Annotated in this window: 25 protein-coding genes; 12 read left to right on the top strand and 13 right to left on the bottom strand. The window is 60.8% G+C overall.

Going from position 1 to position 24835, the window contains the following annotated elements; genetic code table 11:
• Positions 1-101: 101 nt before the first annotated feature.
• A complete protein-coding gene (locus ACVWYU_RS14260; protein WP_457372942.1) occupies positions 102-917 on the top strand; it encodes an alpha/beta fold hydrolase in 816 nt (271 codons plus the stop codon).
• Positions 918-979: 62 nt separating this feature from the next.
• Here the strand turns inward: ACVWYU_RS14260 and dsbG are convergent, their stop codons facing one another.
• Genes dsbG through dsbD form a run of 3 tightly spaced genes read right to left on the bottom strand, consistent with a single transcriptional unit; the run spans position 980 to position 4313 of the window.
• Positions 980-1747 (bottom strand): thiol:disulfide interchange protein DsbG, encoded by a 768-nt coding sequence (dsbG, locus tag ACVWYU_RS14255; protein ID WP_457372941.1) that lies wholly within the window; start codon positions 1745-1747, stop codon positions 980-982.
• The gene (locus tag ACVWYU_RS14250) at positions 1723-2577 is read right to left on the bottom strand and encodes a prolipoprotein diacylglyceryl transferase family protein (protein ID WP_457372940.1); all 855 of its coding nucleotides are present in this window, start codon (positions 2575-2577) and stop codon (positions 1723-1725) included. Before ACVWYU_RS14250 ends, dsbG begins: the two co-directional genes overlap by 25 nt.
• Positions 2577-4313, bottom strand: coding sequence for a protein-disulfide reductase DsbD (gene dsbD, locus ACVWYU_RS14245; RefSeq protein ID WP_457372939.1), 1737 nt, complete (start codon positions 4311-4313; stop codon positions 2577-2579). Before dsbD ends, ACVWYU_RS14250 begins: the two co-directional genes overlap by 1 nt.
• 154 nt (positions 4314-4467) lie before the next feature.
• Between dsbD and ACVWYU_RS14240 the strand changes: the two genes are divergently transcribed.
• Together ACVWYU_RS14240 and ACVWYU_RS14235 are read left to right on the top strand one after the other, a co-directional pair.
• Positions 4468-5148: a response regulator gene (locus ACVWYU_RS14240; RefSeq protein WP_090318240.1), complete on the top strand. Its 681-nt coding sequence runs from the start codon at positions 4468-4470 to the stop codon at positions 5146-5148.
• Positions 5145-6470, top strand: coding sequence for an ATP-binding protein (locus ACVWYU_RS14235; RefSeq protein ID WP_090318243.1), 1326 nt, complete (start codon positions 5145-5147; stop codon positions 6468-6470). Before ACVWYU_RS14240 ends, ACVWYU_RS14235 begins: the two co-directional genes overlap by 4 nt.
• 56 nt (positions 6471-6526) lie before the next feature.
• Here ACVWYU_RS14235 and ACVWYU_RS14230 read toward each other — a convergent pair whose 3' ends face one another.
• Positions 6527-6985 carry a VOC family protein gene (locus ACVWYU_RS14230; protein WP_457372938.1) on the bottom strand — a complete coding sequence of 153 codons (459 nt, stop codon included), beginning with the start codon at positions 6983-6985 and terminating at the stop codon, positions 6527-6529.
• 314 nt (positions 6986-7299) lie between these two features.
• On the opposite strand from ACVWYU_RS14230, the gene ACVWYU_RS14225 reads away from it, so the two are divergent.
• The 3 genes from ACVWYU_RS14225 to ACVWYU_RS14215 all read left to right on the top strand — a co-directional run bounded on the left by ACVWYU_RS14225 (position 7300) and on the right by ACVWYU_RS14215 (position 10029).
• Positions 7300-8514 carry an SfnB family sulfur acquisition oxidoreductase gene (locus ACVWYU_RS14225; RefSeq protein WP_457372937.1) on the top strand — a complete coding sequence of 405 codons (1215 nt, stop codon included), beginning with the start codon at positions 7300-7302 and terminating at the stop codon, positions 8512-8514.
• Between the two features lie 2 nt (positions 8515-8516).
• Positions 8517-9182, top strand: a complete 666-nt coding sequence (locus ACVWYU_RS14220; protein WP_047527298.1) for a methionine ABC transporter permease — start codon at positions 8517-8519, stop codon at positions 9180-9182.
• A gap of 76 nt (positions 9183-9258) precedes the next feature.
• Entirely contained in the window at positions 9259-10029 is a 771-nt protein-coding gene (locus tag ACVWYU_RS14215; protein WP_390959678.1) for a MetQ/NlpA family ABC transporter substrate-binding protein, read from the top strand.
• Between the two features lie 210 nt (positions 10030-10239).
• Here the strand turns inward: ACVWYU_RS14215 and ACVWYU_RS14210 are convergent, their stop codons facing one another.
• The 4 genes from ACVWYU_RS14210 to msuE all read right to left on the bottom strand — a co-directional run bounded on the left by ACVWYU_RS14210 (position 10240) and on the right by msuE (position 14424).
• On the bottom strand, positions 10240-11343 hold the full coding sequence (locus tag ACVWYU_RS14210) for a sigma-54 interaction domain-containing protein (protein WP_457372936.1): 1104 nt from the start codon (positions 11341-11343) through the stop codon (positions 10240-10242).
• Between the two features lie 24 nt (positions 11344-11367).
• Complete coding sequence (locus tag ACVWYU_RS14205) at positions 11368-12555, bottom strand: acyl-CoA dehydrogenase family protein (protein WP_457372935.1); 1188 nt, start codon at positions 12553-12555, stop codon at positions 11368-11370.
• A 149-nt stretch (positions 12556-12704) separates the two neighbouring features.
• Positions 12705-13850 carry an FMNH2-dependent alkanesulfonate monooxygenase gene (gene ssuD / locus ACVWYU_RS14200; protein ID WP_457372934.1) on the bottom strand — a complete coding sequence of 382 codons (1146 nt, stop codon included), beginning with the start codon at positions 13848-13850 and terminating at the stop codon, positions 12705-12707.
• A 10-nt stretch (positions 13851-13860) separates the two neighbouring features.
• Positions 13861-14424, bottom strand: coding sequence for an FMN reductase (gene msuE / locus ACVWYU_RS14195; RefSeq protein ID WP_090318266.1), 564 nt, complete (start codon positions 14422-14424; stop codon positions 13861-13863).
• A 491-nt stretch (positions 14425-14915) separates the two neighbouring features.
• Between msuE and ACVWYU_RS14190 the strand changes: the two genes are divergently transcribed.
• The 4 genes from ACVWYU_RS14190 to ACVWYU_RS14175 all read left to right on the top strand — a co-directional run bounded on the left by ACVWYU_RS14190 (position 14916) and on the right by ACVWYU_RS14175 (position 19140).
• Entirely contained in the window at positions 14916-15185 is a 270-nt protein-coding gene (locus tag ACVWYU_RS14190; protein ID WP_090318269.1) for a hypothetical protein, read from the top strand.
• A gap of 101 nt (positions 15186-15286) precedes the next feature.
• The gene (locus ACVWYU_RS14185; protein ID WP_090318272.1) at positions 15287-15901 is read left to right on the top strand and encodes a LysE family translocator; all 615 of its coding nucleotides are present in this window, start codon (positions 15287-15289) and stop codon (positions 15899-15901) included.
• A 205-nt stretch (positions 15902-16106) separates the two neighbouring features.
• Positions 16107-17264 carry a cysteine desulfurase family protein gene (locus ACVWYU_RS14180; protein WP_457372933.1) on the top strand — a complete coding sequence of 386 codons (1158 nt, stop codon included), beginning with the start codon at positions 16107-16109 and terminating at the stop codon, positions 17262-17264.
• A gap of 64 nt (positions 17265-17328) precedes the next feature.
• Positions 17329-19140 (top strand): aminopeptidase P family protein, encoded by a 1812-nt coding sequence (locus ACVWYU_RS14175; protein WP_457372932.1) that lies wholly within the window; start codon positions 17329-17331, stop codon positions 19138-19140.
• On the opposite strand, the gene ACVWYU_RS14170 is transcribed toward ACVWYU_RS14175, so the two are convergent.
• Positions 19133-20053 (bottom strand): LysR family transcriptional regulator, encoded by a 921-nt coding sequence (locus ACVWYU_RS14170; protein ID WP_457372931.1) that lies wholly within the window; start codon positions 20051-20053, stop codon positions 19133-19135. The two genes, ACVWYU_RS14175 and ACVWYU_RS14170, sit on opposite strands and share 8 nt — an antisense overlap.
• Positions 20054-20155: 102 nt before the next feature.
• Between ACVWYU_RS14170 and ACVWYU_RS14165 the strand changes: the two genes are divergently transcribed.
• Entirely contained in the window at positions 20156-21154 is a 999-nt protein-coding gene (locus ACVWYU_RS14165) for a zinc-dependent alcohol dehydrogenase family protein (protein WP_248916269.1), read from the top strand.
• On the opposite strand, the gene ACVWYU_RS14160 is transcribed toward ACVWYU_RS14165, so the two are convergent.
• Positions 21151-21741: a 2-hydroxychromene-2-carboxylate isomerase gene (locus ACVWYU_RS14160; protein ID WP_457372930.1), complete on the bottom strand. Its 591-nt coding sequence runs from the start codon at positions 21739-21741 to the stop codon at positions 21151-21153. The genes ACVWYU_RS14165 and ACVWYU_RS14160 overlap by 4 nt on opposite strands.
• Before the next feature lie 36 nt (positions 21742-21777).
• Positions 21778-22506, bottom strand: a complete 729-nt coding sequence (locus ACVWYU_RS14155) for an SDR family oxidoreductase (protein WP_390959697.1) — start codon at positions 22504-22506, stop codon at positions 21778-21780.
• 91 nt (positions 22507-22597) lie between these two features.
• On the opposite strand from ACVWYU_RS14155, the gene ACVWYU_RS14150 reads away from it, so the two are divergent.
• A complete protein-coding gene (locus ACVWYU_RS14150; protein WP_390959699.1) occupies positions 22598-23158 on the top strand; it encodes a TetR/AcrR family transcriptional regulator in 561 nt (186 codons plus the stop codon).
• Between the two features lie 15 nt (positions 23159-23173).
• Here ACVWYU_RS14150 and ACVWYU_RS14145 read toward each other — a convergent pair whose 3' ends face one another.
• Both ACVWYU_RS14145 and rhtA read right to left on the bottom strand, forming a co-directional pair.
• Entirely contained in the window at positions 23174-23455 is a 282-nt protein-coding gene (locus ACVWYU_RS14145; RefSeq protein ID WP_390959701.1) for a hypothetical protein, read from the bottom strand.
• A gap of 167 nt (positions 23456-23622) precedes the next feature.
• Positions 23623-24510, bottom strand: a complete 888-nt coding sequence (gene rhtA, locus ACVWYU_RS14140) for a threonine/homoserine exporter RhtA (RefSeq protein WP_390959703.1) — start codon at positions 24508-24510, stop codon at positions 23623-23625.
• Positions 24511-24835: the final 325 nt, after the last annotated feature.

The following is a 24835-nucleotide window of genomic DNA, read 5'->3' as shown; positions in this document are numbered from 1 at the left end:
AGCGGCAGATCATGCACTGTACAAACGAGTGCATTCTCGCGATTGACTGCCAGTCCTCGGCAGCTCAGCCTTCCGGCTCCAATTTCCAGCGGAGACAGTCAATGCCCTTCGTAACCATCGACGGACAACCCCTTCACTTTATCGATCAAGGCACTGGCCCGGCGGTGCTGTTGGCCGGCAGTTACCTGTGGGACAAGAGCATGTGGGCGCCGCAGATTGCCGCGTTGTCGCAACAGTATCGGGTGATTGCGCTGGATCTGTGGGGCCATGGTGAATCCGGGCGGATTCCGGATGGCACCGGCTCGCTGGACGATATCGCCCGTCAGGCACTGGCGTTGCTCGATCATCTGGAAATAGAACGCGTCACCCTGGTGGGCCTTTCGGTGGGGGGCATGTGGGGCGCGCGGCTGGCGTTGTCGGTGCCGAAACGCTTGAACGGTCTGGTGCTGATGGACACTTTTTTGGGCGTCGAGCCGGAACCCACCCGCCAGTACTATTTTTCACTGCTGAAAATGATTGAAGAAACCGGCGTGATTTCGCCGCAACTGCTCGACATCGTGGTGCCGATCTTTTTCCGTCCGGGCATCGATCCGCAATCGGCGATGTACCAGGACTTTGGCGCCAGTCTCGCCGCGCTGCCGCCTGAACGCCTGCGCGAAAGCATCGTACCGATGGGGCGGATTACCTTTGGCCGCGAGGATCTGTTGCCGCGCCTGGGCGAATTGGACGCAGCGACGACGCTGGTGATCTGTGGCGATCAGGACAAGCCACGCCCACCCAGCGAAGCGCGGGAAATGGCCGAGATGATCGGTTGCCCCCATGTGTTGGTGCCGGAGGCGGGGCATATTTCAAATCTGGAAAATCCGGCGTTTGTCACCGAGACGTTGCTCGGGTTTTTGGCCGAGAGACACCAGTAGGCTGCAATGGCCCCATCGCGAGCAGGAAAATACGGTTACCTGCTCGCGATGGGGCGGTGAGGTCACTTGGGCCCGAGAATCTTCGCCAGTGTGTCCGGCGACGGCGCCCCTTGCTGCTGTTGCAGTTCACCCTTGTCATCCATATAGAAGATCGCCGGGGTGGCTTGCAGCTCCAGGTCTTCCATCAACTGCATGTTCGCCGCCAGTTTGGCCTGAATCGCCGGCGGCACATCCTTCAACGCCTTGAGCGAACTGCCCTTGCCGGCGGCTTCGTGGTCCGCCAGGGCTTTTTGCGGATCCTTGGCGGCGAGCAGGGCAGCGGACTTGCCCGGACTGTCTTCACGAATGATACCGACCATGATGTGGCGCAGTTGCACCTTGCCAGCCTTGACCCATGGCCGCGCCTGTTCCCAGAACATGTTGCAGTAAGGGCAGTTCGGATCGCTGAACAGGTAGACGATGCGCGGGGCATTCTTGTCGCCGTCGCCGATCCAGCTGCTGGCCTCGAACTTGGCCCAGACTTCCTTGGACATTGGCCCGTAGACCAGTTTCTGCAACGGCGCGCTGCTCAGGTCATTGCCCTCGGCGTCGTACAGATTGCCCAGCAACACATGCTTGCCATCCGGCGTCAGGTACAGCGCCATACCGCGGTTCTGGTATTGCGCCGCATAACCGCGCAGGCCGTCGGGGGCGTCGAACTGGCCGACGATTTTGGCGCCCTTGGCTTCGATCTTCTTGATCGCCTCGGGCAGCTCTTCGGCCTGCACCGATGGCAGGTGCAGCAGGGCGGCACCCAGGCTCAGGGTCAGCAGGTGGCGGAGGCGGGGCATGGCAGTTTCCTTGAAGAAGTGGCAGGAGCGTTATCGAAGTTTTCCAGTGCGCGAGCCAGGCTGGCTTGCGACAACTCGCCCAGATGGCTGCCCAGCAGGCGACCATCCGGGCTATAGAACAGCGTAGTCGGCAACGCCATGGAGCCAACGGCCTGGCCCAGGCGGCCGCTGCCGTCGAACAGTACGTTGGACAGGCTCAGGCCCTGGGTTTCCAGAAAGGTGCTGACGCTTTGCATGCTTTCGGCCTGATTGACGAACAGGAAGGTCAGGTCCGGGCGCTGTTGCTGGGCGCTTTCGAGCACCGGCATTTCCCGGCGACACGGCGGGCACCAGGTGGCCCAGAGATTGATGACCAGCGGGCCGCCCTTGTAGTCGGCCAGTTGCACGGTTTCCCCGGCGGCGTTGCGCAGGGTGATCTCCGGCAGGCGCGTGCCTTGTTCGTAGAGACTCAAGGAGAAGGTCGCCAGCAACCAGAAGGCCAGGCCACTTGCCACGCCGAAGCCTAACGGACGGCGCAGGCCGGGCCGACGCCAGGCGCGGTACAGCGTGGCAAGCACCAGCGCGATCACTCCCGGCCAAGCGAGGAAACCGCCGTCGCGCAGGTCGATGATCTGCCAGGGGTCATTGCGATAATGCATCCAGTAAACGGCGACGAAACCGATTCGCGACGCGAGCATGCCGACCAGGAACAGACTGAACAGCGCCGACTCGGGGTTCTCGCCTCCGCGCTTGGCCACCCGCCAGCCGATGAATGTCGCCAGCGCCAATGCACTGATCAGCAGCAGGTGGTTGAGCGCGATGGCAAAGGTGCCGAGGGTGAATGTCAGCATTAACGGGCGTCTCGGGTGGTGGTCCAGCGTTGCAGGAAAGTGGTGGCATCGACCTCGCCAGTGATGCGCTGGCTGCGACGTTCGTTGCCATCGGCACCGATCCAGAGCAGGCTCGGCGGCCCAGGCACTTTATAGCGGCCGAGCAATTCGCGGCTGGCGGCATTGTCGGCGGTGACGTCCAGGCGGAGCAAGCGCACGTCGCTGAGGGCTTCGAGCACATCCGCTTTGCCGAACACCTGTTTCTCCATGACCTTGCACGACACGCACCAGTCCGCATAGTAATCCAGCAGCACCCACTGGCCCTGAGCCTGCGCCGCGTCGAGTTCCCGTTGCAGCGTGGCGGGGTCCTTGATGGTGGTGAAGACGTCGTGGCCGACCGGACTGCTGGCCCCGCGGGCATTGGCAGTGTTGTAGACCTGCAATGGCTTGAACAGGTCATCCGCGCCACCCGCCGCACCGATCATCAGCAGACTGCCCCACAACCCGAGCAGCAGCGAACTGGCGCCGAACAGATGAGCGACACGGCCAAAACCTTCCGACTGCTTCCAGGCACTGTACGCGGCGATCAACAACAACGCCCCGCACAAGCCGACCCACAGCGATTCATCCAGCACCGGGCGCAGCATCAGCAACGCGGTGGCGAGGAACAGGAAGCCGAAGATGCCCTTGAGCAGGTTCATCCAGGCGCCAGGTTTGGGCAGGAAGCGATTACCGACGGTCACCAGCAACAACAGTGGCACACCGATGCCGATACCCATGGCAAACAGGATCAAGCCGCCGTGCAACGCGTTACCGCTTTGTGCGATGTAGAGCAGGGCGCCGGCCAGCGGCGCGGTCATGCACGGACCGACCAGCAGCCCGGACAAGGCGCCCAGCACACCGGCGCCAACCAGACTGCCGCCACGCTGATTGCGCGAGACGTTCTCCAGGCGGTCGCGCACGGCCACCGGCAGTTGCAGTTCAAAGAAACCGAACATCGGCAACGCCAGCAGGACGAAAATCGCGGCGAAGCTGCCGAGCAGCCACGGGTTCTGTAACAACGCCTGCAGGTTCGCACCGAGCAGCGCTGCCAGCACGCCCATTGCGGCATAGACCAGCGCCATACTCACGACATAACTGCTGGCCAGGGCAAAACCGCGCTTGGGCGAAGCGCCGCTGCCGACGATCAGCCCGGCCAGGATCGGCAGCATCGGCAGTGAACAAGGGGTAAAGGCCAGCAGCAGGCCCAGACCGAAAAACACCAGAAGACTTAAGCCGAGTGCCCGCTGCTGCAGGCCGTTGGCCAAGGCTTGATCCGCGGCTTCGTCTGTCACGACGCTGGCAGCTTTGCCACCCAGGTCGACAACTTGCGTTTGCGGCGGATAACACAGACCGGCATCGGCACAGCCCTGGAAACCCACCTTGATCTGGCCGCTGGCACCGGCAGGGATTTTCAGTTCCAGGCCCTGGCGATAGACCTGCTGTTCACCGAAAAACTCGTCGCTGTGAGCTTCGCCTTCAGGCAGTGCTGGATGCTGTTCAGTCGGCAAGCCATCAAATTTCAGGCGCTTTTGGTACAGGTAGTAGCCATCGGCAATTTGCCAGAACAGCTGGGTTTCACCGGACTCCAGGCGTTCGGAGGTGAACGTGAAAGCTTTGCCGACCGGAAGAAAGTCGGGTTTGGTCTCAAACGGATTGGTTCCCGCCTGGGCCAGACCCGAGATCAAGAGAACAAAAAATAAAAACAGTCGACGCATGAATAAGCCTTGGTTCTGTGCAAGTGCATTGCACAATGGGCGGTGGCGATTAACCGATGATTAACCCCGGCAGCCTTGTGGCGGCGGTGCTTGCGGCATAATGTCCGCTTAATCGGTCTGCGGCCTAATCCGCTTTATTTCTGCGAGGCTTTCCATGCACGTACTGGTTTGCGAAGACGATGAGTTGATCGCCAGCGGCATCGTCGCCGGCCTGACCGCCCAGGGTTTGACCGTGGAGCATGTGGCCACGGCGTCCGCCGCCCGGGCTATGCTCAAGGTCGCCGAATTCGACGTGATGGTGCTTGATCTCGGCTTGCCCGACGAGGACGGCCTGAAGTTGTTGCAGCAACTGCGTCACAACGGTCTGGAATTGCCGGTGTTAATCCTCACGGCCCGGGACTCGGTCACCGACCGCGTCGACGGCCTGCAGGCCGGTGCCGACGACTACCTGCTCAAACCTTTCGACCTGCGCGAACTGGCCGCACGCCTGCACACCCTGTTGCGCCGGGTGGCGGGGCGCAGCGTCAACCTGATCGAACACGGTGCGCTGACCTACGACCCGAGCACCCGCGAAACCCTGCTCGCCGGTCAGCCGGTGGACCTGTCGCGTCGCGAACAGTCGCTGTTGCAGGCTCTTTTGCACAACCGCGGCCGCGTATTGTCGACCGAGCAGCTCAAGGACAGCGTCTACGGGTTCAATGACGAACTGGAAAGCAACGCCCTCAACGTCCATATCCATCACCTGCGGCGCAAGCTCGGCAATGGCATCGTCGAGACCGTGCGTGGCCTGGGCTATCGCCTGGGGCCGGCTGATGGCGGAGAACGACAGAAGTGATGAGTTTGCGTTTGCGCCTGAGCCTGACGCTCGGCGCCGCATTTGCGCTGATCTGGGCGCTGGCTGCGGCCTGGATGCTCAGCGATCTGCGCAATCAAATGATGTTTTCCCTCGACCAGCGGCTGGTGGCCTCGGCGCGCATGGTGGCCGGCTTGATGGAGCAATTGCCGCCCGTGCCGAGCAAGGGCGAGGGCACCCATTTCAGTGCCGAACAGCTGAATATCCCCGGCGGCATGGCCTGTCAGGTCAGTTCCTTGCGCGGGGAAATTCTTGCCCGTAGCCACAGTGATCCGGGGCAGCCCCTGGAAGCGGAGAAAATGGGCTTCCACGATCAGATAATCGATGGCGCGCCGTGGCGCAGTTTCACCCTGGCCCGTGGCGATCTGCGGATCACCACCGCCGACCGGCAGATCGAGCGCGAGGCGTTGAACATGTCGATCCTGCTGGCCGCTTCCGTGCCGGTGGGCGTGGCGCTGCTCGGATGCCTGTGCCTGTTGTGGCTGGGCATCGGCCAGGGGCTCGCGCCGCTCAATCGCATGCGCGATGCGCTGATGCGGCGCAGCGCCGATTCGCTGGAACCCTTGCAGGTCCAGCCGTTGCCGAGCGAACTGCAACCCTTGCTGGATACACAGAATCAGTTGTTCCAGCGGATCGGCAAGACCATCGAGCGCGAGCGCCGCCTGACCGGCGATGCGGCCCACGAGTTGCGCAGCCCCTTGACCGCGATCAAGACCCACCTGCAGGTGGCGCGCATGACCGACGGCGCCGCGCGGGATCAGTCCCTGGCCCGGGCCGAAGAGGGCGCCGATCGCCTGCACCGGACCCTGGAGCAATTGCTGTTGCTGGCGCGAGTCGAAGGCAGTCTGTCGTTCGATGACGGCGTGCAATGCAGCGCCGAGCAAGTGGCGAAACTGGCGATTCAGGACGCGGCCGGCGGAGATCGCGAGCGAATTCGCTTCGAAGTGCCGGCCAGGTTTTCCCATGCCCCGGTGCAAATGCCTGCCGTGTTGTCGATCGCGGCGTTGCGCAACCTTCTGGATAACGCCCTGCGCCATACCCCCGATGGAGGTCCGGTGGAGTTGAGTCTGCAAACCACCGGCAATCGCGTGCAGTTCGTGGTGCGTGATCACGGGCCGGGCATCGCTGAAGACGATCTGCAGCACTTGACCCAGCGCTTCTGGCGCAACGGCCACAGCACCGGCTGCGGTCTTGGCCTGGCGATTGTCCAGGCCATCGTCCAGCGTTGCGGCTGCACCCTGCGTTTCGACAGTCGAGCGGACGGGCTGCGGGTTGAGCTGACGATGCCGTTGCAACCGGTCTGACAAACACAGCGAGCCCCTGTGGGAGCGGGCTTGCCCCCTCGCCACACATGAAATGACTAACCCTGCTGAAACATCTCCTTCGCCCGCTGCTCGATCTGTTCCTGAGTCAGATTTTCCTTGCGCGTGGCCAGGAACCACAGATGGCCGTAGGGGTCTTTCAACGTTCCTGAACGGTCGCCATAAAACTGATCCTTGACCTGCGACACCACCGTACCGCCGGCTGCGATGGCCTGGTCATAGGACTTGTCCACATCGGTGACGTACAGATGCAGCCCCACGGACTGCGACTGGTCCGGGTTACTCAACGGGCCTTGATCGCACGGTGTACCGAGCATGATCGGGCAGTCGCCGATGCGCAGTTCGGCGTGACCGATACCGCCGTCGGGCATGGACAGGCGCATGACTTCGATCGCGCCGAAGGCCTTCTTGTAAAACTCGATGGCTTCGGCTGCTTTTTTGATCCCCAGGTACGGGGTGATGCTGTGGTAGCCCTCTGGAATGGGTTTGACGCTCATGATCGTTCTCCCTGAATTTGTTGTAGATGGAACATCTAGCTCGCCGCTTTTCAGCAGGACTTCCCAGTGTAGGTCCTGCCGAAACAGCCGCTGTCTGGTTTTTGATCTTCAGCACTCGCCAAGTTCACAAAAAAAATCACCTCGTTCGGCATCAGCGCCACTGTCCGGCAATCAACAGTGAAGCAACAGATTGCCTTGGCTACGGCATTGTCGAACCCGCCAAAACCCGTTGAAGCACCCGTAAATACGGGCTCTCGCAGTCAGGCACAGAAGCTGCAATGACCTTCGGTAAACACTGGTATCGAGAGTCTTGTATGTCTGAATCTGCCGTTTATCCGATCAACCCGCCGGCGGCCCACCGGATCGCCAGCGAAGCCGAGGCCCTGCGCGTGGCCGAGCGCGTCGCCGCGGTTCTGTTGGAGCAAGATGCCGAACGTGACCGTACTCGCCAGGTGCCCGCCGATATCGTCGATCTGTTTTCCAACAGCGGCCTCTGGGGCATTACGGTGCCCAGGGAATTTGGCGGAGCACAGGTGTCCTACGCGGTGCTGGCGCAGGTCATCGCGATCATCTCGGCGGCCGATCCGTCCCTGGGGCAGATCCCGCAAAACCACTACTGCCTGCTGGAAGACATCCGGCTGCAAGGCACGCCGGAGCAGCAGGCGCATTTCTTCGAGCTGGCACTGCAGGGGCATCGGTTCGCCAACGCCTTGTCGGAAACCGGCGGCAAGCATGTGCAGGACATTCAGGCGACCATCCGCCGTTACGGCGACGGCCATGTGATCAACGGGCGCAAGGGGTATTGCACGGGGTCGTTGTATGCACACTGGCTGGCGGTGCTGGCGCTGGATGAAGAGCAGAAAGGCCAGTTGGCGTTCGTCCCGCGCGGCACCAAAGGGCTGGTGATCGTCGACGACTGGGACAGCATCGGCCAGCGCACCACTTCCAGCGGCACGGTGGTGGCCGAAGATCTGCACGTTTCGGCGTTCAATCTGTTCCCGACCTGGCGCTCCTATGACAGCCCGACCCTGGCCGGTCCGTTCGCCCAATTGACGACCGCTGCCATCGACGCCGGCATTGCCCGCGCCGCCTTGCGCGACACCATAGCCTTTGTCCGGCAATTCGCCCGGCCATGGATCGATGCGGGTGTGGAAAGGGCCAGCGAAGATCCATTGACCATCATTCAGGTCGGAGGCCTGGACATTCGCCTGGAGGCGGCCGAAGCCTTGCTGGAACGGGCTGGGCGGACGCTGGATGCAGCGCGCCAGACACCGGATGAAGGCAGCGTTGCCAACGCATCCCTGGCCGTGGCCAGGGCCAAGGTGCTGACCACCGAAATCGCCATTGAAGCGAGCAATAAGCTGTTTGAACTGGGCGGCACTCGTTCAACCCTGAAGAAACACAACTTCGACCGTCACTGGCGCAATGCGCGGGTGCATACCTTGCACGATCCGGTGCGCTGGAAATACCACGTGGTCGGCAACTGGCTGCTCAACGGCGTGAAACCACCACGTCATGACTGGTCCTGACCATGGCTGAATTGTTCAAGAACATCTATTGGGCCGACATTGGCCAGGCCTGCCTCGACACCCTGAGCATGCTCGGCGCGGCCCTCGGTTTCACCGTGTTGTTGGGGCTGCCGCTGGGGGTGCTGCTGTTCCTCACTGGCAAACGCCAGTTGCATGAAGCCGTTGGCGTTTACCGGGTGTTGTCGGTGATCGTCAACATGCTGCGTTCGCTGCCGTTCATCATTTTGCTGATCGTGCTGATTCCCCTGACCACCTTGCTGGTCGGCACCTCGTTGGGTGTACCGGGGACCATTCCGCCGCTGGTGGTCGGGTGCACGCCGTTCTTTGCGCGGCTGGTGGAAACCGCGTTGCGTGAAGTCGATCGCGGGGTGGTGGAGGCGACCCAGGCCATGGGCGCCAACACCTGGCAAATCATCCGCTTCACCTTGCTCCCCGAGGCGCGGGGAGGGCTGCTGGCGGCGGTGACGGTGACGGCCATCGTGCTGGTGGATTACACGGCGATGGCCGGGGTGATCGGCGGTGGTGGCCTGGGTGACCTGGCGATCCGCTATGGCTACCAGCGTTTCCAGACCGACGTGATGGTGGTCACCGTGGTGCTGTTGTTGATCCTGGTCCAGGCCCTGCAAATGAGCGGCGACCGACTGGTGGCGCGCTACAGCCATCGATAAGACATTCAGTTCAAAACCAAAAAATCGGCCCCACGTCCGCCCCACGACGGCCACTCAATCTGCCTAGGAGCACAACATGAAAAAGACCCTGGCCGTTCTGGCTGCCTTGATTTCGCTGAGCGTACACGCCAACGAAAAACTCACCGTCGGTGCCACGCCGGTGCCGCACGCGGAGATCCTCGAATTCGTCAAACCCACCCTGGCCAAGGAAGGCGTGGACCTGGATATCAAGGTCTTCACCGATTTTATCCAGCCCAACCAGCAACTTGCGCTGAAGAACCTTGACGCCAACTACTACCAGTACCGGCCGTTTCTCGATGACTACAACAAGACCCGCCACACCGACCTGGTGCCGGTGGTCGGTGTGCACATTGAGCCGTTCGGGGCTTATTCGACCAAGATCAAAAACATTTCCGAGCTCAAGGACGGCGCTACCGTGGCGATCCCCAACGATCCGGTGAACACCGGTCGCGCCCTGGTGCTGCTGCATGAAGCAGGGCTGATCAAGCTCAAGGACCCGAGCAACACCCTGGCGACGCAACGGGACATCGCCGAAAACCCCAAGCACCTGAAAATCCGTGAGCTGGAAGGTGCACTGCTGGCGCGTTCGGTGAGTCAGGTGGACCTGGCGTTCGTATTCGCCAACTACGCGCTGGAAGCGGGGATCGACACCAACAGTGCGTTGATCGTTGAGAAGGGCAAGAGCCTGTACGTTGAATTCCTGGTGGCGCGGCCGGACAACATCAACGACCCGGGCCTGCAGAAGCTGGCCAAGGCGTTGAACTCCGATGAAGTTCGGCAGTTCATTTTGACGCGCTACAAGGGGCAGATTGCGCCGGGGTTCTAAGCTTCGGTTGATCTTGAGGACGCCATCGCGGGCAAGCCCCGCCCCCACAGGTTCTGGATCGTTCACGAAATGTGCAAACGACCCAAACCCTGTGGGAGCGTGGCTTGCCCGCGATAGCCGCGCCGCAATTTCAGATCTGTCGCGGATGCCAATAGCCGCGCCCCGAGTACATCAGCAAGTGTAATTCGCAGCACTCGGCCCAAGCGCCGGCTAGATGGACAATTGCATCAAGCGCTCGCCCTGTACGTTTTCCGTCGGTCGCCGCTTGTTCACCGCCAGTTCGCCGATCTTGATCAGGCGCGTGCGGGTCACGTTGCGGCTCAGGCCCAGCAGCGCGGCGGTGTGCACCTGGTTGTAGTGGCTGAAGCGATAGGCCGCCCGCAGCAAGGCGTCCTCGACTTTTTCGTGCAGGGCGCCGGCCTGTTCCTCGAACAGCTTTTGAAAAGCCCGGTCGAGCAGGGCTTCGGCAGTATCGTCGACCTGAGCGTGGTGATCGTCCTGGCGTTCGATGCGCATGTTGGACAGGCGCAGGTCATCGCGTTCGATGATGCCGTTACGGCAAATCAGCAGGGTGTGGTGAATGACGTTTTCCAGCTCACGGATGTTGCCCGGCCAACTGTAGCTGCGCAGTTTCAGTTCGGCTTCCTTGCTGATGGTGATGCTGCCGTAGCCAAGGCGCTGACTGTAGGCGTCGATGAAGTGACGGGTCAGGGGCAGGATGTCGCCGGGACGGTCGCGCAGCGGGCTCAGCTCCAGGCTGACCACGTCGAGACGGTAGTACAGGTCCTCGCGGAAATGCCCGGCGTTGATGGCTTTCTCCAGTTGCACGTTGGTCGCTGCCAGCACCCGCACATCGATGGGGATGCTCTTGCGTGAACCCAGGCGCACCACTTCGCGTTCCTGCAACACCCGCAATAACTTGACCTGAATGGCCATCGGCAAGTCGCCGATTTCATCGAGGAACAGGGTGCCGCCATCGGCCTCCTCGAACCAGCCGGCCTTGGCACTGAGGGCGCCGGTGAAAGCGCCTTTTTCATGGCCAAACAGCTCGGCCTCGACCAGGGATTCGGAGAACGCGCCGCAGTTCACGGCTACAAATGGCCGGTTACGCCGGGCGCTGAGGTTGTGGATATGGCGCGCCACCAGCTCCTTGCCGGTGCCGGTTTCGCCGATGATCAGCACACTGGCTTCACTGGGGGCGACTTGTTGCAGGTGGGCGAGCAAGGCCTGGGACTTGGGGTCTTCGAACACCTGGGCCGTGGCGCGGATCGACGTGGCCAGAGCGGGCGAGGGCGGTAAGGTCAGCAGTTGCATGGGGCACGCTCCTTGTTGGGCAAGCTATGAATAGAAAGTGGGAATCGGCAGGGCCTGGTTCAGTGCCCAGTCACCCAGTTCATGGAGTTTGTAATCCACTGGGTCGTGCAGGGTTTGCGTGCGCAGGTTGCGCCAGTGGCGGTCCAGTCGCAGCGAGGCGTGGGTCGAGCGCGCGCCGGTGACTTCGAACAGGCGACTGCACACTTCCAGGCCATTGCGCGTGGCGGCGACCTTGGCCGTGGCGATGGCGGTGGCCAGGTGTCCGCGTTCCTCGGCACTGAGGTTCGGGCCTTTGGCCCAGGCCTTGTCGAGCAAGTCAGCCGCGCGCTCCACCAACAGCCGCACCCCTTCGAGGGCCACCCAGAATTCGCCGTAGTGGCTGAGTACATAAGGGTCCTGGTTCACCTCCCGGGCACTGGATTTGTGCCACGGCCGGGTTTCGGTCAACGTGTACTGGCGCGCTTCTTCGAAGGCGCCTTCGGCGATGCCGAGGAACATGTGGGTGAACGTCAGTTGGGCGATCAGTGGGCGCAAGCAGGCAAACGGCGTGCTCAACGGCCCCGGATCGAGCAGCAGCTCCGATTCTTCGACTCGCACCCGTTCGAAGGTGGCACTGCCGCTGTCGGTCTGGCGCTGGCCCATGTTGTTCCAGTCATTGTGCAAGGTGATGCCGCTGCGACCGCTGGGGATGGCGGCGATCAACAGCTTGCCGCCGGCGCTCTCATCCACCGCCGAGGCGATCAGCATCTCCGAATCGCTGGCGCCGGAGCAGAAACTTTTCTTGCCGGAAAACTCACGCCAGCCAGCGAGTTTTTTCACCACGGTGCGGGTGTCCAACGGGTTGAGGGCATTGCCCCAGAACCAGTTCTTGCGCGCGGTTTGTTCAAACCACGGCTGCCATTGTTCGGGGCGGGCGAACAGGCGCACGGTGGCGAGCATCAGGTGATGGAAGCCGAACACATGGGCAATCGAACTGTCGACCTTGGCGAACTCACGCACGATGTTCAGGGTTTCACTCCAGCTGGCGCCGAGGCCGCCGAACCGGGTGGGAATGCTTAACGCGAGCAGCCCGCTGTGGCGCAGCGCATCACGCTCGGCCTTGGGCGTACCGCCGCGTTCGTCGCGCTCGACGGCGGTCAGGGCAAACTCGGCGGCCAATTGGCGGGCGGTCTGCAACGGGGAGATCAGGGCGCTGTGCGGCTTGGCAGTCACGCGGGGGTTCCTCTTTGAATTCGACGCAAATCCCTTGTAGGAGCGAGCCTGCTCGCGATGGAGAACAACGATTACGCGGGATGTCTGAATGACAGCGTCATCGTTGGCGACCATCGCGAGCAGGCTCGCTCCTACAGGTAGTGCGTGGGTCAGGCCGTGGTTTTGGTCGGCAGCACATCGTTGGCGATCATTTCGCCGAACGGCCCGGTCAGGTTGGTGACGCCACGCCCGGCGAGACTGGCATAGGGCTCGGGCAGCAGCGGGAAAACCAGTTCGGCAAAGCGATACGCCTCTTCAAGATGCGGGTAGCCGGAGAAGATGAAACTCTCGATCCCCAGGTCCGCGTACTCCTTGATGCGCGCGGCGACCTGCTGCGGGTCACCCACCAGCGCCGTCCCGGCGCCGCCACGCACCAGGCCGACACCGGCCCACAGATTGGGTGAGATCTCCAGGTTGTCGCGACGCCCGTCGTGCAGTGCAGCCATGCGTCGCTGTCCTTCGGAGTCGAAACGCGAGAATGACTTCTGCGCGGCGGCAATGGTCTCGTCGCTGATGTGCTCGATCAGTTTGTCAGCGGCTTTCCACGCGTCTTCTGCGCTTTCGCGAACAATCACATGCAAGCGAATCCCGAACTTCACCGTGCGCCCGTGACGGGCGGCGCGTTCACGGACATCGGCGAGTTTCTGCGCCACGGCGGCCAGTGGTTCGCCCCAGGTCAGGTAGACATCGACCTGCTCGGCGGCCAGGTCGTGGGCGGCATCGGACGAACCGCCGAAGTACAGTGGCGGATAAGGTTTCTGCACGGGGGGATACAGCGCTTTGGCATTCTGTACCCGCAGGTGCTTGCCTTCGAAGTCGACCGATTCGCCTTGCAATACACGGCGCCAGATTTTCAGGAATTCGTCGGTGACTTCGTAGCGTTCGCTGTGATCGAGGAAGCTGCCGTCGCCACGGTTTTCGTCGGGATCGCCGCCGGTCACGACGTTGATCAACAAGCGGCCACCGGACAGACGATCCAGGGTCGCCGCCATGCGTGCCGACACCGTGGGCGAGATGATGCCAGGACGGATCGCCACCAGATAACGCAAGCGCTCGGTCAGCGGCACCAGTGCCGAGGCGATCACCCAGGAGTCTTCGCAGGAACGCCCGGTGGGAATCAATACGCCGTGGTAGCCAAGGCTGTCTGCGGCCTGGGCCACTTGTTTCAGGTAGTTGAGGGTGACCGGGCGTGCGCCCTGAGTGGTGCCCAGGTAATGGCCGTCGCCGTGGGTCGGCAGAAACCAGAAAACATCCATGAAGAAATCCTCAAGCGATTTTCAGCCGATTGTTGGGGTGTACGCCGAACAATGGCGCCGCGCGCTCTGCAGCCAGTTGAATGCGGGCCCTGAGCGGTTCACTGGTGATCTGGTAATTGGAGAAATCGGCTTCGGTGGCATACACGCCAATCGGCAAGGTCAACGCCTGGAAGAAGCTGAACAGGGGGCGCAGCTGATGATCGAGCACCAGCGCATGACGTTCGCTGCCACCGGTGGCGGCCAGCAGTACCGGGGTGTTGATCAGTGCATTCAGATCGATCAGGTCGAACAGATGCTTGAGCAGGCCAGGGTAGGAACCGCGATAAACCGGCGCGGCGACAACCAGCAGATCGGCGTTTTCAATCGCTTGCAGTTCGGCTTCGACGTCCGCACTCAGTTCCTGACGGGACAGCGCCGCGCCCAGGGGCCGGGCGATGTCCCCCAGTTCGATCAACTTGCTCTCGATCGGCAGTTGCTCGGCCAGCTGCGCCAATAGCGCTTGGGTCAGCACCAGGGTGCGGGAGGGACGCCAGGTGCCGCCGGAGACGGCAACGACTTTCAATGGACGCGACATGATCAGTTCCTTTTTAAACAGTTGCTGTGGGAGCAGTGAGTGATCACTGGGCTTTTCTCCATTGAGCAAGAGCTGTACCAATCCCTCGAAGCCACGTTTTACGCGGCTTGCAGCGAGTTGATCAGACCGCGCTGTTGATTTTTAAGGGCTGTTTGTTGATTGACTGTTGCCTGGCGAACAGTTGCGTGAGCAACAGTGCGTCAGCGGATGCAGTTGTTATAAAGGCTATTTGTTATTCCGTAAAAGATCGTTGATTGATATTTATAGATCATTAAGAAATATAAAGCCCCCCTGGAGAAACTGGCTTGCCAGCGATGACGCCCGCCAGAACACCACAGGGCTTGAGACCCCTTCGCCAGCAACAGGCACCTACAGGCTGGCAACATCAACAAAACTCGATAGCGACTATCGAGAGCGATGATTTTTACCCGTGCAAAGGCGGGCGTAGCCTGTGTTCATTGCCCCGAAGCCAGATGCCAGGACGCCTGAACATGAAACCGCTAATCGCCAGTTTGTTGCTGCTGACCGTCTCCGTTCTCGCCGGATGTGCCAGCCAGACTTCCCCGGAACTGAGGCCCTATACGGCTGAAGAAACCAGGGAACTCGCGCTGGAAGCGTTGAATCGCCGGGGTCTGTCCTTCGACGAATACCAGGCGAAAAAAGCCGAATTGCTCGGTGTGCCGCAAAAATCGTTTGGTTTCGACAAACAGGGTGAGATGAACGTCGGACGTGCTGTACAGCTGCACGGTCGTCCTAGCTAAGCGAAAACTGTACTGCTGGAAGTTTTACCCAACTGTCTGTGGGTTTCCCATGGGGGGTGCGATAGGGTCACTACCTGACCGACCCTGATGGACTGCCACCCATGACACTCTCGCTCGATCTGCTGCTGGGCTTTGCCCTGTTTGCCCTCGTCACTTCGATCACCCCCGGCCCGAACAACACGATGTTGCTGGCATCCGGGGTGAACTTCGGCTTCAACCGCACCATCCCTCACATGCTCGGCATCACTTGCGGATTCTTCGTGCTCGTCGTGGCGGTGGGCTTTGGCCTGGGCGCGGTGTTCCAGACTTATCCCTTGCTTTACTCCGTACTGCGCTATGTCGGCGCCGCTTATTTGCTGTATCTGGCGTGGAAAATCGCTCACTCCGGACCCGTCTCGGACAGCGAACAGGTTGAAGGGAAACCCATCAGCTACCTGGGGGCCGCCGCGTTCCAGTGGGTCAACCCCAAGGCCTGGATCATGGCCATTGGTGCCATCAGCACTTACACGCCGATGCAGGGTTACTTCACCAACGTCATCGTGATCGCAGCGGTCTTCGCCCTGATCAACCTACCGAGCGTTGGTGTCTGGGCCGCCTGCGGCACTCTATTGCGCAACGTTCTGAAGGACCGTCGCTGGTTGCGCCTGTTCAACTGGGGCATGGCCGCGTTGCTGGTGGCTTCGCTGTATCCGCTGCTGCTCGAAAGCTTTCGCTGACGCATTGCTTCAACCGGTCGCACGATGCCTGTTAAGCTCGCTGTTCAGGAGCGTTCCTACGCACTATTAATGAAGTGGTACTTCTTTAACGGCATCCGATCAGGTATTGGTAACGTTCTGAAAACCGGGCGTAGCTCACAAGGCTGCGTCTTGATGTTTCCAGTGACGAGCTTCCTGATCCCGGAACACGCTCTGCGAGTCTTTTATGAATAAACGTCCGTTGTATTTCGACTACGCCGCCACCACGCCGGTGGATGAACGGGTCATCAAGGTCATGGTCGAGTGCCTGGGTTTCAGCGGCAATTTTGGCAACCCGGCGTCCAGTTCTCACGCATTCGGTCAACAGGCACGGCAAACCGTCGAGCAGGCACGGCGCCAGGTGGCCGAACTGGTCGGCGCCACGCCCGAACAGATCGTCTGGACCTCCGGCGCGACCGAATCCAACAACCTTGCCCTCAAGGGCGTATCCCAGGCTCGCGGCGTTGCCGGCGGCCACATCATCACCAGCCAGATCGAACACAAGGCCATCCTCGATACCGCAAGACAATTGCAGGATGCGGGCGTGGCGGTGACCTATCTGGTGCCGGACGCCGACGGCCTGATCACTGCGCAAGCCGTCAGCGAAGCCATGCGCGAGGACACCTTCCTGGTGTCGCTGATGCTGGTCAACAACGAGTTGGGCACGGTCAACGACATCCCGGCCATCGGCCAGGTGGTGCGTGATCGCGACGCGTTGTTTCATGTCGACGCGGCGCAGGGGGCAGGCAAAGTGCAGATCGATCTGGCGCAATGGCCTGTGGATCTGATGTCGTTCTCGGCACACAAACTCTACGGCCCCAAAGGCATTGGTGCGTTGTATGTCGGGCCCCGTGCGCACCAGCGTTTGCAGGCGCAGATTCATGGTGGCGGTCACGAGGGCGGCCTGCGTTCCGGGACCTTGGCCACCCACCAGATTGCCGCCATGGGCGCGGCATTCGCCCTGGCGGCGGCTGCGTTCGATGAAGAAAAAGCCTTGATCGTGGGTCTGCGCGAACGCTTGCTCGATCAATTGCTAAGCATTCCCGGTGTGCGCCTCAATGGCAGCCCGACCCGGCGCATCCCCCATACCCTGAGCCTGACCTTCAGTGAAGGCGAGTTCAATTCGGCAGCGTTGCTCGCCTCGATCGCGTTTTCCGCGACCTCGGCCTGCAGTTCCGCGAGTAATGCTCCGTCCCATGTGCTGCTGGCCCTGGGGCATGACGCTCGCTCGGCGAGTCGCACCATTCGCTTGAGCCTGGGGCGTTTCACCACCGAGCAGGATATCGATCAAGCGGTACAACTGATTAAAACGGCCTGCGCCAGCGCCCCGGCTTTCTGGCAGTAGTGTCTCGAAGCGCCGACACCGATCGGCGCTAAACAATAATGATGAGTGGTTAGCAGGAGTCATGATGAGTACGCAGTCTTCGATCAATGGATCGGTGCCCCAGCGCCTGGCGCAAACCCGCGAACTGATGAGCCGCGAGGGCATTCACGCCCTGCTGGTGCCGTCGGCCGACCCGCACCTGTCCGAATACCTGCCAGGCTACTGGCAGGGGCGGCAGTGGTTGTCCGGCTTCCATGGCTCGGTCGGCACCCTGATCGTGACCGCCGATTTTGCCGGCGTCTGGGCCGACAGTCGTTACTGGGAGCAGGCGACCAAGGAACTCAAGGGCAGCGGCATCGAACTGGTCAAGCTGCAACCGGGTCAGCCGGGGCCGCTGGACTGGCTGGCCGAACAAACCCCGGAAGGCGGTGTGGTCGCGGTCGATGGTGCGGTGATGGCCGTGGCCTCGGCCCGCACGTTGAGCGGCAAGCTGGAAGAACGCAACGCTCGCCTGCGCACTGATATCGATCTGTTGAGTGAAGTCTGGAGCGACCGTCCGAGCCTGCCGAATGCACCGATCTATCAGCACTTGCCTCCCCAGGCGACGGTCAGCCGTGGCGAAAAACTCGCCAAATTGCGGGAAACCCTGCAGGCGCGCGGCGCCGACTGGCACTTCATCGCCACCCTCGATGACATCGCCTGGCTGTTCAACCTGCGCGGCGGCGATGTGTCGTTCAATCCGGTGTTTGTTTCCTTCGCCTTGATCAGCCAGCAGCAGGCCACCCTGTTCGTGGCACTGAGCAAGGTCGATGCCGAACTGCGTGCAGTCCTTGAACAGGATGGCGTGACCCTGCGCGATTACAGCGAAGTGGCCGACGCGCTGCGCGCCGTACCGAAAGGAGCGAGCTTGCTGGTCGACCCGGCGCGGGTCACGGCGGGACTGCTGGATAACCTCGACAGCGGCGTCAAATTGATCGAAGGCTTGAACCCGACCACCCTGGCCAAGTCGCAAAAAAGCCTGGCTGACGCCGAGCACATCCGTCAGGCCATGGAACAGGATGGCGCGGCGCTCTGCGAATTCTTCACCTGGCTGGACTCGGCACTCGCGGGCAGCGAGCGCATCACCGAGCTGACCATCGACGAGAAACTGACCGCCGCCCGTGAACGTCGTCCGGGTTATGTGTCGCTGAGTTTCAACACCATCGCCGCGTTCAACGCCAACGGCGCCATGCCGCATTACCACGCCACCGAAGAAGAGCACGCGGTGATCGAAGGCGACGGTCTGTTGCTGATCGATTCCGGCGGCCAGTACCTGGGAGGCACCACGGACATCACGCGGATGGTGCCGGTCGGTACGCCGACGGCCGAGCAGAAGCGCGATTGCACCCGTGTGCTCAAAGGCGTGATTGCCTTGTCCCGTGCGCAATTTCCGAAAGGCATCCTCTCGCCGCTGCTGGACTCAATTGCCCGTGCGCCGATCTGGGCGGAAAGCGTCGATTACGGTCATGGTACCGGTCACGGCGTTGGTTACTTCCTCAACGTTCACGAAGGTCCGCAAGTCATTGCCTATCAGGCCGCGCCAGCACCGCAAACCGCGATGCAACCGGGCATGATCACTTCAATCGAACCGGGCACTTACCGTCCGGGCCGCTGGGGTGTGCGGATCGAAAACCTGGCGATGAACCGCGAAGCAGGCACCAGCGAATTCGGCGAGTTCCTGAAATTCGAAACCCTGACCCTGTGCCCGATCGACACCCGTTGCCTGGAGCCGTCGCTGCTGACGGAAGAAGAAAAGCAGTGGTTCAATGCTTATCACGCCGAAGTCCGTGAGCGCTTGAGCCCGTTGCTCGACGGTGCGGCCTTGGAGTGGTTGAACACGCGTACCGCAGCTATTTGACCGCCTGCAGTTCGGGCGCTGCTTCCAGCGCCTGGCTCATGTAGTCGACAAAGGCTTTGACCCTGGCGGATTGGCGACGATTCGCCGGGGATACCGCATGTATAGGCAGCGATTGCGCAGTGTAATTCTGCAGAATCGCGGTCACTCTCCCGGCTTTCAGATCCTCGCTGAACAGCCATACCGGCGACAACGCAATCCCCAAGCCTCCCAGCACCATCTCGCGGATCGCCTCGGAGTTGTTGCTTTGGGCATTGCCCTTGATCCGCACCTCATGACGTTGTCCGTCGCGCTCGTAAGCCCACAGGTTCTGACTGTTCAGCAGGTTGAAGAGCAGGCAGTTGTGTTCGCTCAATTGCTGCGGGGTTTGCGGCTGACCCTGTTGCGCCAGATACGCCGGGGCTGCGACGGTAACCCGGTGGGTGGTGCCGATGTGACGAGCGATCAGGCCGCTGTCATTCAATGGCCCGATCCTGAACGTCACATCCAGGCCTTCTCTGACCAGGTCCTGGTTCTGATCATTGAGTTGCAAGTCGATTTGAATGTCTGGATATCGCGCAAGGAATGCCGGTAGCCGCGGCGCAATCTGCAAGCGCCCGAAGCTGACCGAGGAGCCGATGCGCAGATGACCGGCGATCGTCTCCCTGCCGGATTGGAAACTGTGCTCGGCCGCATCAACGGCCGCGAGGATTTGTCGGCATTCGTTGTAGTAGCGCAGGCCTTCATCGGTCAGGGATAACTGGCGGGTACTGCGTGCGATCAGCTTTCCACCCAGCTCGGTTTCCAGTGCGCGCAGGACTTTGCTAATGGTCGGCTGGCTGGTCTGCATCTCCCGGGCGACGGCGGAAAAGCTGCCGCGTTCGACCACCCGGACGAAAATCGCCATTGCATTGAGTTTGTCCACGGGATGTCTCATTGATGCCAAATGGGCATGATCACTATAGCCATTTGGCGTCTTATCGGCATGGATGGGTTGCGGGAAGATGGGTCTACACCACCTCTGACAGGAGTAGCCGAAATGATTGATTCACTGCACATGCGCGCGCTGATCGTGGATTCAGCTGATGCACCCCTGCGTCTGGTTTCGATTCAGCGGCCAGTGCCTGGAGCAGGGCAGGTACTGGTTCGGATCGCGGCCAGCGGGGTCAACCCGTTGGACGGGAAAATCCGTTCGGGCCAGGCCGCCCATGCCCGCCAGCCACTGCCCGCAGTACTGGGCATGGATCTGGCGGGAACCATCGAAGCGTTGGGCGAGGGCGTCAGTGATTGGTTGCCCGGCGATGAAGTGTATGCCATGGCAACAGGAATAGGCGGTGCCCAGGGTTCGCTGGCGGAGTACGCGGTGGTCGATGCGCGTCTGCTGGCGCGCAAGCCGGGCAATTTGAGCATGCGCGAAGCGGCGGGATTGCCATTGGTACTGATTACGGCATGGGAAGGGTTGGTCGACCGCGCTCGGGTCCATGCAGGCCAGAAAGTGCTGATTCACGGTGGAGCGGGAGGTGTCGGTCATGTTGCGGTGCAAATCGCCCGCGCGTTTGGCGCCGAGGTGTTTGCCACGGGGTCGGCAGGACAGCAAGCCACTATTGAAGGCTTGGGCGCGACCTTCATTGATTACCGAAAAACGTCGGTGGAGGCCTATGTGGCTGAGCATACGGGCGGGGAGGGTTTTGACATTGTCTACGACACGGTCGGCGGTGAAACCCTGGATGCGTCATTCAAGGCGGCGCGGGTCTATTACGGTCATGTGGTGAGTTGCCTCGGTTGGGGGCAGCACAGCCTGGCACCGCTGTCCTTTCGCGGAGCAACCTATTCCGGCGTGTTCACCTTGTTACCGTTGTTGACAGGGAAGGGGCGTGAGCACCATGGGCAGATCCTTCAGGAGGCGGCGCGACTGATCGAAGCAGGCAGTGTGGTACCGATTCTCGATCCGCGCCGGTTCAACCTGGAAACTGCCGGGGCCGCCCATGAGTTGCTCCAGTCGGGAGCGGCGCAAGGGCGGTTGGTCATCGACATTTAACTCAGGGCTTCCAGAACGAAATCCAGGCGATCCTGGCCGAAGAACAGCTGATTATCGACGAACATGCTGGGTGCGCCGAATGCACCGCGTTGCACCGCTTTCTCAGTGTTGTCCTTGAGCACGGCCTTGACTTGCTCATCGGCGGTCAGGGCCAGCACTTCGTTGGGGTCAAAGCCGTTCTCGGTCAGCACCGCCGCAACGGTTGCCGGTTCGTCGAGGCTGCGACCGTCGACCCAAAGCGCCTTGAACAGGCAATCGATGAATGCGGCAAAGCGCTCGGGGTGGCGCAACTGCATGCCGGTGACGGCGCGCATGAGCATCAAGGTGTTGATCGGGAAATGCGGGTTGAATTTCAGTGGCACGCCATAGCGTCTGGCATAACGGTCGAGGTCCTGAAACATGTAGCGCCCCTTGGACGGGACGGTCGCTGGCGAGGCATTGCCGGTTGCCTTGAACACGCCGCCGAGCAGGATCGGAATATAGGTCAGCTGGCTGCCGGTCCGCTCACAGATCTTTGGCAACTGTGTGTACGCCAGGTAGGTGGCCGGGCTGCCCAGGTCAAAATAGAACTCCACGGTTTTGCTCATGGTTGATGCTCTCTGCTTATTGTTATTCGGGAGGGCTTACCAGCGTTCGCTCCAGGGGCGAAGGTCCAGTTCGAAGGTCCAGGCGTCGCGTGGCTGGCTGTGCAGGTACCAATAGTTCTCGGCAATGTGCTCGGGGTTGAGGATGCCGTCCTGGTCCTTGGTCGCGTACTTCTCGGGGAAGTTGTCACGGATGAAATCGGTATCAATGGCGCCATCTACAATGATGTGCGCGACATGGATGTTCATCGGGCCAAGTTCTCGGGCCATGCTCTGCGCCAGTGCCCGAATCCCGTGTTTGGCACCGGCGAATGCCGCGAAGCCCGCGGCACCGCGCATGCCGGCGGTGGCGCCGGTGAACAGGATCGTGCCCCGTTGCCGACTGGCCATTCGTCTGGCCACCTCGCGGGCATTGAGAAACCCTGAAAAACAGGCCATTTCCCAGATCTTGAAATACTTGCGAGCGGTTTCTTCGAGGATGCTGCAGGGCACATTGGCGCCAATGTTGAACACGAACGCTTCAATAGGGCCAATCTCGTTTTCGATCTGTTCGACCAGGGCAATTACCTCGTCTTCCTTTCGAGCATCACAGGCAAAACCGTGGGCCTCACCCCCATTGCCCTTGATGGCGTCGACCAGTGGCTGGAGTTTGTCCGCGCTGCGCCGGGTGACGCAGGCGACGAAACCTTCATTCGCAAAACGTTTGGCGATGGCGCCACCCGTGGCATCACCTGCGCCGACAACCAGTACGACCTTCTTGTTATTCATGGCTGGAGTCCTTTACTAAACGATCGTTAACTGAACGAACGTTATGCTACGATTCGACCAGCGTCAAGGTGATCAATTCAAGGGGAAGGCAATGCGCTACTCGGCCAATCACAAGCTGGAAACCAGAGAGAAGCTGCTGCAGAGCAGTTCGGTGTCGGCCAAGAAGTCCGGGTTTTCCACGGTCGGTGTCGACGGCTTGATGAAGGCGATCGGTTTGAGTGGGGGGGCGTTCTACAGCCATTTTTCGTCGAAGGACGAGCTGTTCACTTCGATTGTCGAACGAGAGTTACGCCAGAGCCTTGAGCGGCTGGGGGCAGAGAAGGATCGCGATAAGCTTGAGCGCTGCTTGAAGCAGTACTTGAGCATGTCCCATGTCGACCATCCGGAAACGGGTTGTGCGTTACCGGCGCTGGGGGCCGAGATTGCCCGGTCCGACGTGATGGTCCGGCAGCAGGCGGAACACTGGATTTGCCAGCTTCAGGAGAGTTGGGCGCAGATACTGGAGAGTGACAGCCTGGCCTGGGCCATTCTGTCGCAATGCGTCGGGGCATTGGTGGTGGCACGGATGCTTGCGACTCCGGAGAGGCAACGCATGGTGCTGAAGTCCAGTTACGATGAGATCGGCCGCCAGATTGCAGGTCCGAGAAGCTGACACGGCGGCACTTGGCTATTTGCAGATCACGATCATGCTGCGGCTGGTGTACCCCGCAGGGTTGAGGCCAAACGGATAATCCCCTGGTTCCTCCACGACATCACCCGACTTGGCGATGACCTTGTAGCCCTTGGGTGCGCATGAGTCCGCTGCGCTGGTGTAGCACTTGTCCCAGGAGGACGATAACCCTGAACAGTTGATGTGCAGTCCTTTCTTGCCGTGTTTGATCTGGGTCTGGGATGTCGCCGCACAGCCCGCCACTGCGAGTACGCCGATCAGTATCAAAATTCGTTTCATTGCTGTCCTTGTTGCATCCCGGGTCTTGTGCCCGGGTTTGGCTGTATTCGCTTTCGCATGAAGCGTTCATATATCCCAATCCTGAAAAGTCCATATCTGGCACTGGGTTGCGGGGCTAAACATGGCCTAATTGAGCGGTAAATGCCAGAGTCACGTCAAATCCTGTATCAATCCGCCACAACAGCAGGCTTGGCAGCACTGCCCATCGTCATGGTGGCGCCGACGGAGGCCAGAATGATGCACAGAATGGCCATCCACTGTGACAGGGACAGGTACTCATTGAGGAACAGCAAGCCTGACAGCGCACCAATGGCGGGTTCAATGCTCATCAATGTTCCGAATGTTCTGGCAGGCATGCGGGTGAGGGCGAGCATCTCAAGCGTATAGGGAAGTGCAGTGGAGAGGATGGCAACGCCAATGGCAATCGGGATCAGTGATGGCGTCAGCAGTGCGGCGCCCGCATGAATGATGCCGATAGGTGCCACGAACAGCGCGGCAATCATTACGCCCAGCGCGGCTGTCTGCACGCCATTGTCGGCGCCGGCCTTCTGACCGAAAAGAATGTACAGCGCCCAGCAGACGCCGGCACCCAGTGCATAACCGGCACCTATCAGATCAATGCTTGCCGTCGTTGCTCCCGTGGGTATCAACAGCAGCAGGCCGACAGCCGCCAGGGCAATCCATAAGAAGTCGATCGCGCGGCGTGAAGCGTAGATGGCCACGGCCAATGGCCCGGTGAACTCCAGCGCAACGGCGATCCCCAGGGGGACTGTGCGTAACGACATATAGAAGAGGAAGTTCATGCCGCCCAGTGCCATCCCGTAGACGATAACAGTGCGCAGGGACTTTGCCGTGAGCTTCGCCCGCCAAGGGCGAAGCAACAGCAGCATGATCACGCTGGCAAAGGTCAGGCGCAGGGTGGTGGTTCCCTGTGCGCCAATGACTGGGAACATGCTTTTGGCCAAGGAGGCTCCGGACTGGATCGATGCCATGGCTATTAATAGCAGGCCGACCGAAAACAAGGTCGAGGCAAGGCTGCGAGGCTGATCATTCATTTGAGTGGCATCGTCCGAAGTAGAGAGCTTGGCTGTTGGTCCTGGTGTTGGGCAATATACTGCGCAATCGTTCCAGGCGCGTCTATATATAAGCAGTGATTTTGCCAATCTGATAGAAAAACCAAATCAGTGCTTGACGGCAGATTCTGGAAGCCTATAATTCGCCCCACTTCCGGCGCAGTCGAAACGGAAAACTCCTTGATAAACAATGAGTTATGAAGTTTTCGGCGGCAGGTTGCTTCAGGTCATCGAAGCGCGAAGGAAGTTGAAAAAGAGGTGTTGACAGCAGCGAGTAACGCTGTAGAATTCGCCTCCCGCTGACGAG

The organism is Pseudomonas sp. TE12234, assembly GCF_054061835.1.
The sequence above is the reverse complement of the archived record's forward strand: the minus strand, read 5'-3'. Positions and strand labels throughout refer to the sequence as shown.

Excerpts from the sequence above, each read along its gene's own strand:
- ACVWYU_RS14260 (WP_457372942.1), top strand. The coding sequence starts at position 102 with ATGCCCTTCGTAACCATCGACGGACAACCCCTTCACTTTATCGATCAA.
- dsbG (WP_457372941.1), bottom strand. The coding sequence starts at position 1,747 with ATGCCCCGCCTCCGCCACCTGCTGACCCTGAGCCTGGGTGCCGCCCTG.
- ACVWYU_RS14250 (WP_457372940.1), bottom strand. The coding sequence starts at position 2,577 with ATGCTGACATTCACCCTCGGCACCTTTGCCATCGCGCTCAACCACCTG.
- dsbD (WP_457372939.1), bottom strand. The coding sequence starts at position 4,313 with ATGCGTCGACTGTTTTTATTTTTTGTTCTCTTGATCTCGGGTCTGGCC.
- ACVWYU_RS14240 (WP_090318240.1), top strand. The coding sequence starts at position 4,468 with ATGCACGTACTGGTTTGCGAAGACGATGAGTTGATCGCCAGCGGCATC.
- ACVWYU_RS14230 (WP_457372938.1), bottom strand. The coding sequence starts at position 6,985 with ATGAGCGTCAAACCCATTCCAGAGGGCTACCACAGCATCACCCCGTAC.
- ACVWYU_RS14225 (WP_457372937.1), top strand. The coding sequence starts at position 7,300 with ATGTCTGAATCTGCCGTTTATCCGATCAACCCGCCGGCGGCCCACCGG.
- ACVWYU_RS14220 (WP_047527298.1), top strand. The coding sequence starts at position 8,517 with ATGGCTGAATTGTTCAAGAACATCTATTGGGCCGACATTGGCCAGGCC.
- ACVWYU_RS14215 (WP_390959678.1), top strand. The coding sequence starts at position 9,259 with ATGAAAAAGACCCTGGCCGTTCTGGCTGCCTTGATTTCGCTGAGCGTA.
- ACVWYU_RS14210 (WP_457372936.1), bottom strand. The coding sequence starts at position 11,343 with ATGCAACTGCTGACCTTACCGCCCTCGCCCGCTCTGGCCACGTCGATC.
- ssuD (WP_457372934.1), bottom strand. The coding sequence starts at position 13,850 with ATGGATGTTTTCTGGTTTCTGCCGACCCACGGCGACGGCCATTACCTG.
- msuE (WP_090318266.1), bottom strand. The coding sequence starts at position 14,424 with ATGTCGCGTCCATTGAAAGTCGTTGCCGTCTCCGGCGGCACCTGGCGT.
- ACVWYU_RS14190 (WP_090318269.1), top strand. The coding sequence starts at position 14,916 with ATGAAACCGCTAATCGCCAGTTTGTTGCTGCTGACCGTCTCCGTTCTC.
- ACVWYU_RS14185 (WP_090318272.1), top strand. The coding sequence starts at position 15,287 with ATGACACTCTCGCTCGATCTGCTGCTGGGCTTTGCCCTGTTTGCCCTC.
- ACVWYU_RS14180 (WP_457372933.1), top strand. The coding sequence starts at position 16,107 with ATGAATAAACGTCCGTTGTATTTCGACTACGCCGCCACCACGCCGGTG.
- ACVWYU_RS14175 (WP_457372932.1), top strand. The coding sequence starts at position 17,329 with ATGAGTACGCAGTCTTCGATCAATGGATCGGTGCCCCAGCGCCTGGCG.
- ACVWYU_RS14170 (WP_457372931.1), bottom strand. The coding sequence starts at position 20,053 with ATGAGACATCCCGTGGACAAACTCAATGCAATGGCGATTTTCGTCCGG.
- ACVWYU_RS14165 (WP_248916269.1), top strand. The coding sequence starts at position 20,156 with ATGATTGATTCACTGCACATGCGCGCGCTGATCGTGGATTCAGCTGAT.
- ACVWYU_RS14160 (WP_457372930.1), bottom strand. The coding sequence starts at position 21,741 with ATGAGCAAAACCGTGGAGTTCTATTTTGACCTGGGCAGCCCGGCCACC.
- ACVWYU_RS14155 (WP_390959697.1), bottom strand. The coding sequence starts at position 22,506 with ATGAATAACAAGAAGGTCGTACTGGTTGTCGGCGCAGGTGATGCCACG.
- ACVWYU_RS14150 (WP_390959699.1), top strand. The coding sequence starts at position 22,598 with ATGCGCTACTCGGCCAATCACAAGCTGGAAACCAGAGAGAAGCTGCTG.
- ACVWYU_RS14145 (WP_390959701.1), bottom strand. The coding sequence starts at position 23,455 with ATGAAACGAATTTTGATACTGATCGGCGTACTCGCAGTGGCGGGCTGT.
- rhtA (WP_390959703.1), bottom strand. The coding sequence starts at position 24,510 with ATGAATGATCAGCCTCGCAGCCTTGCCTCGACCTTGTTTTCGGTCGGC.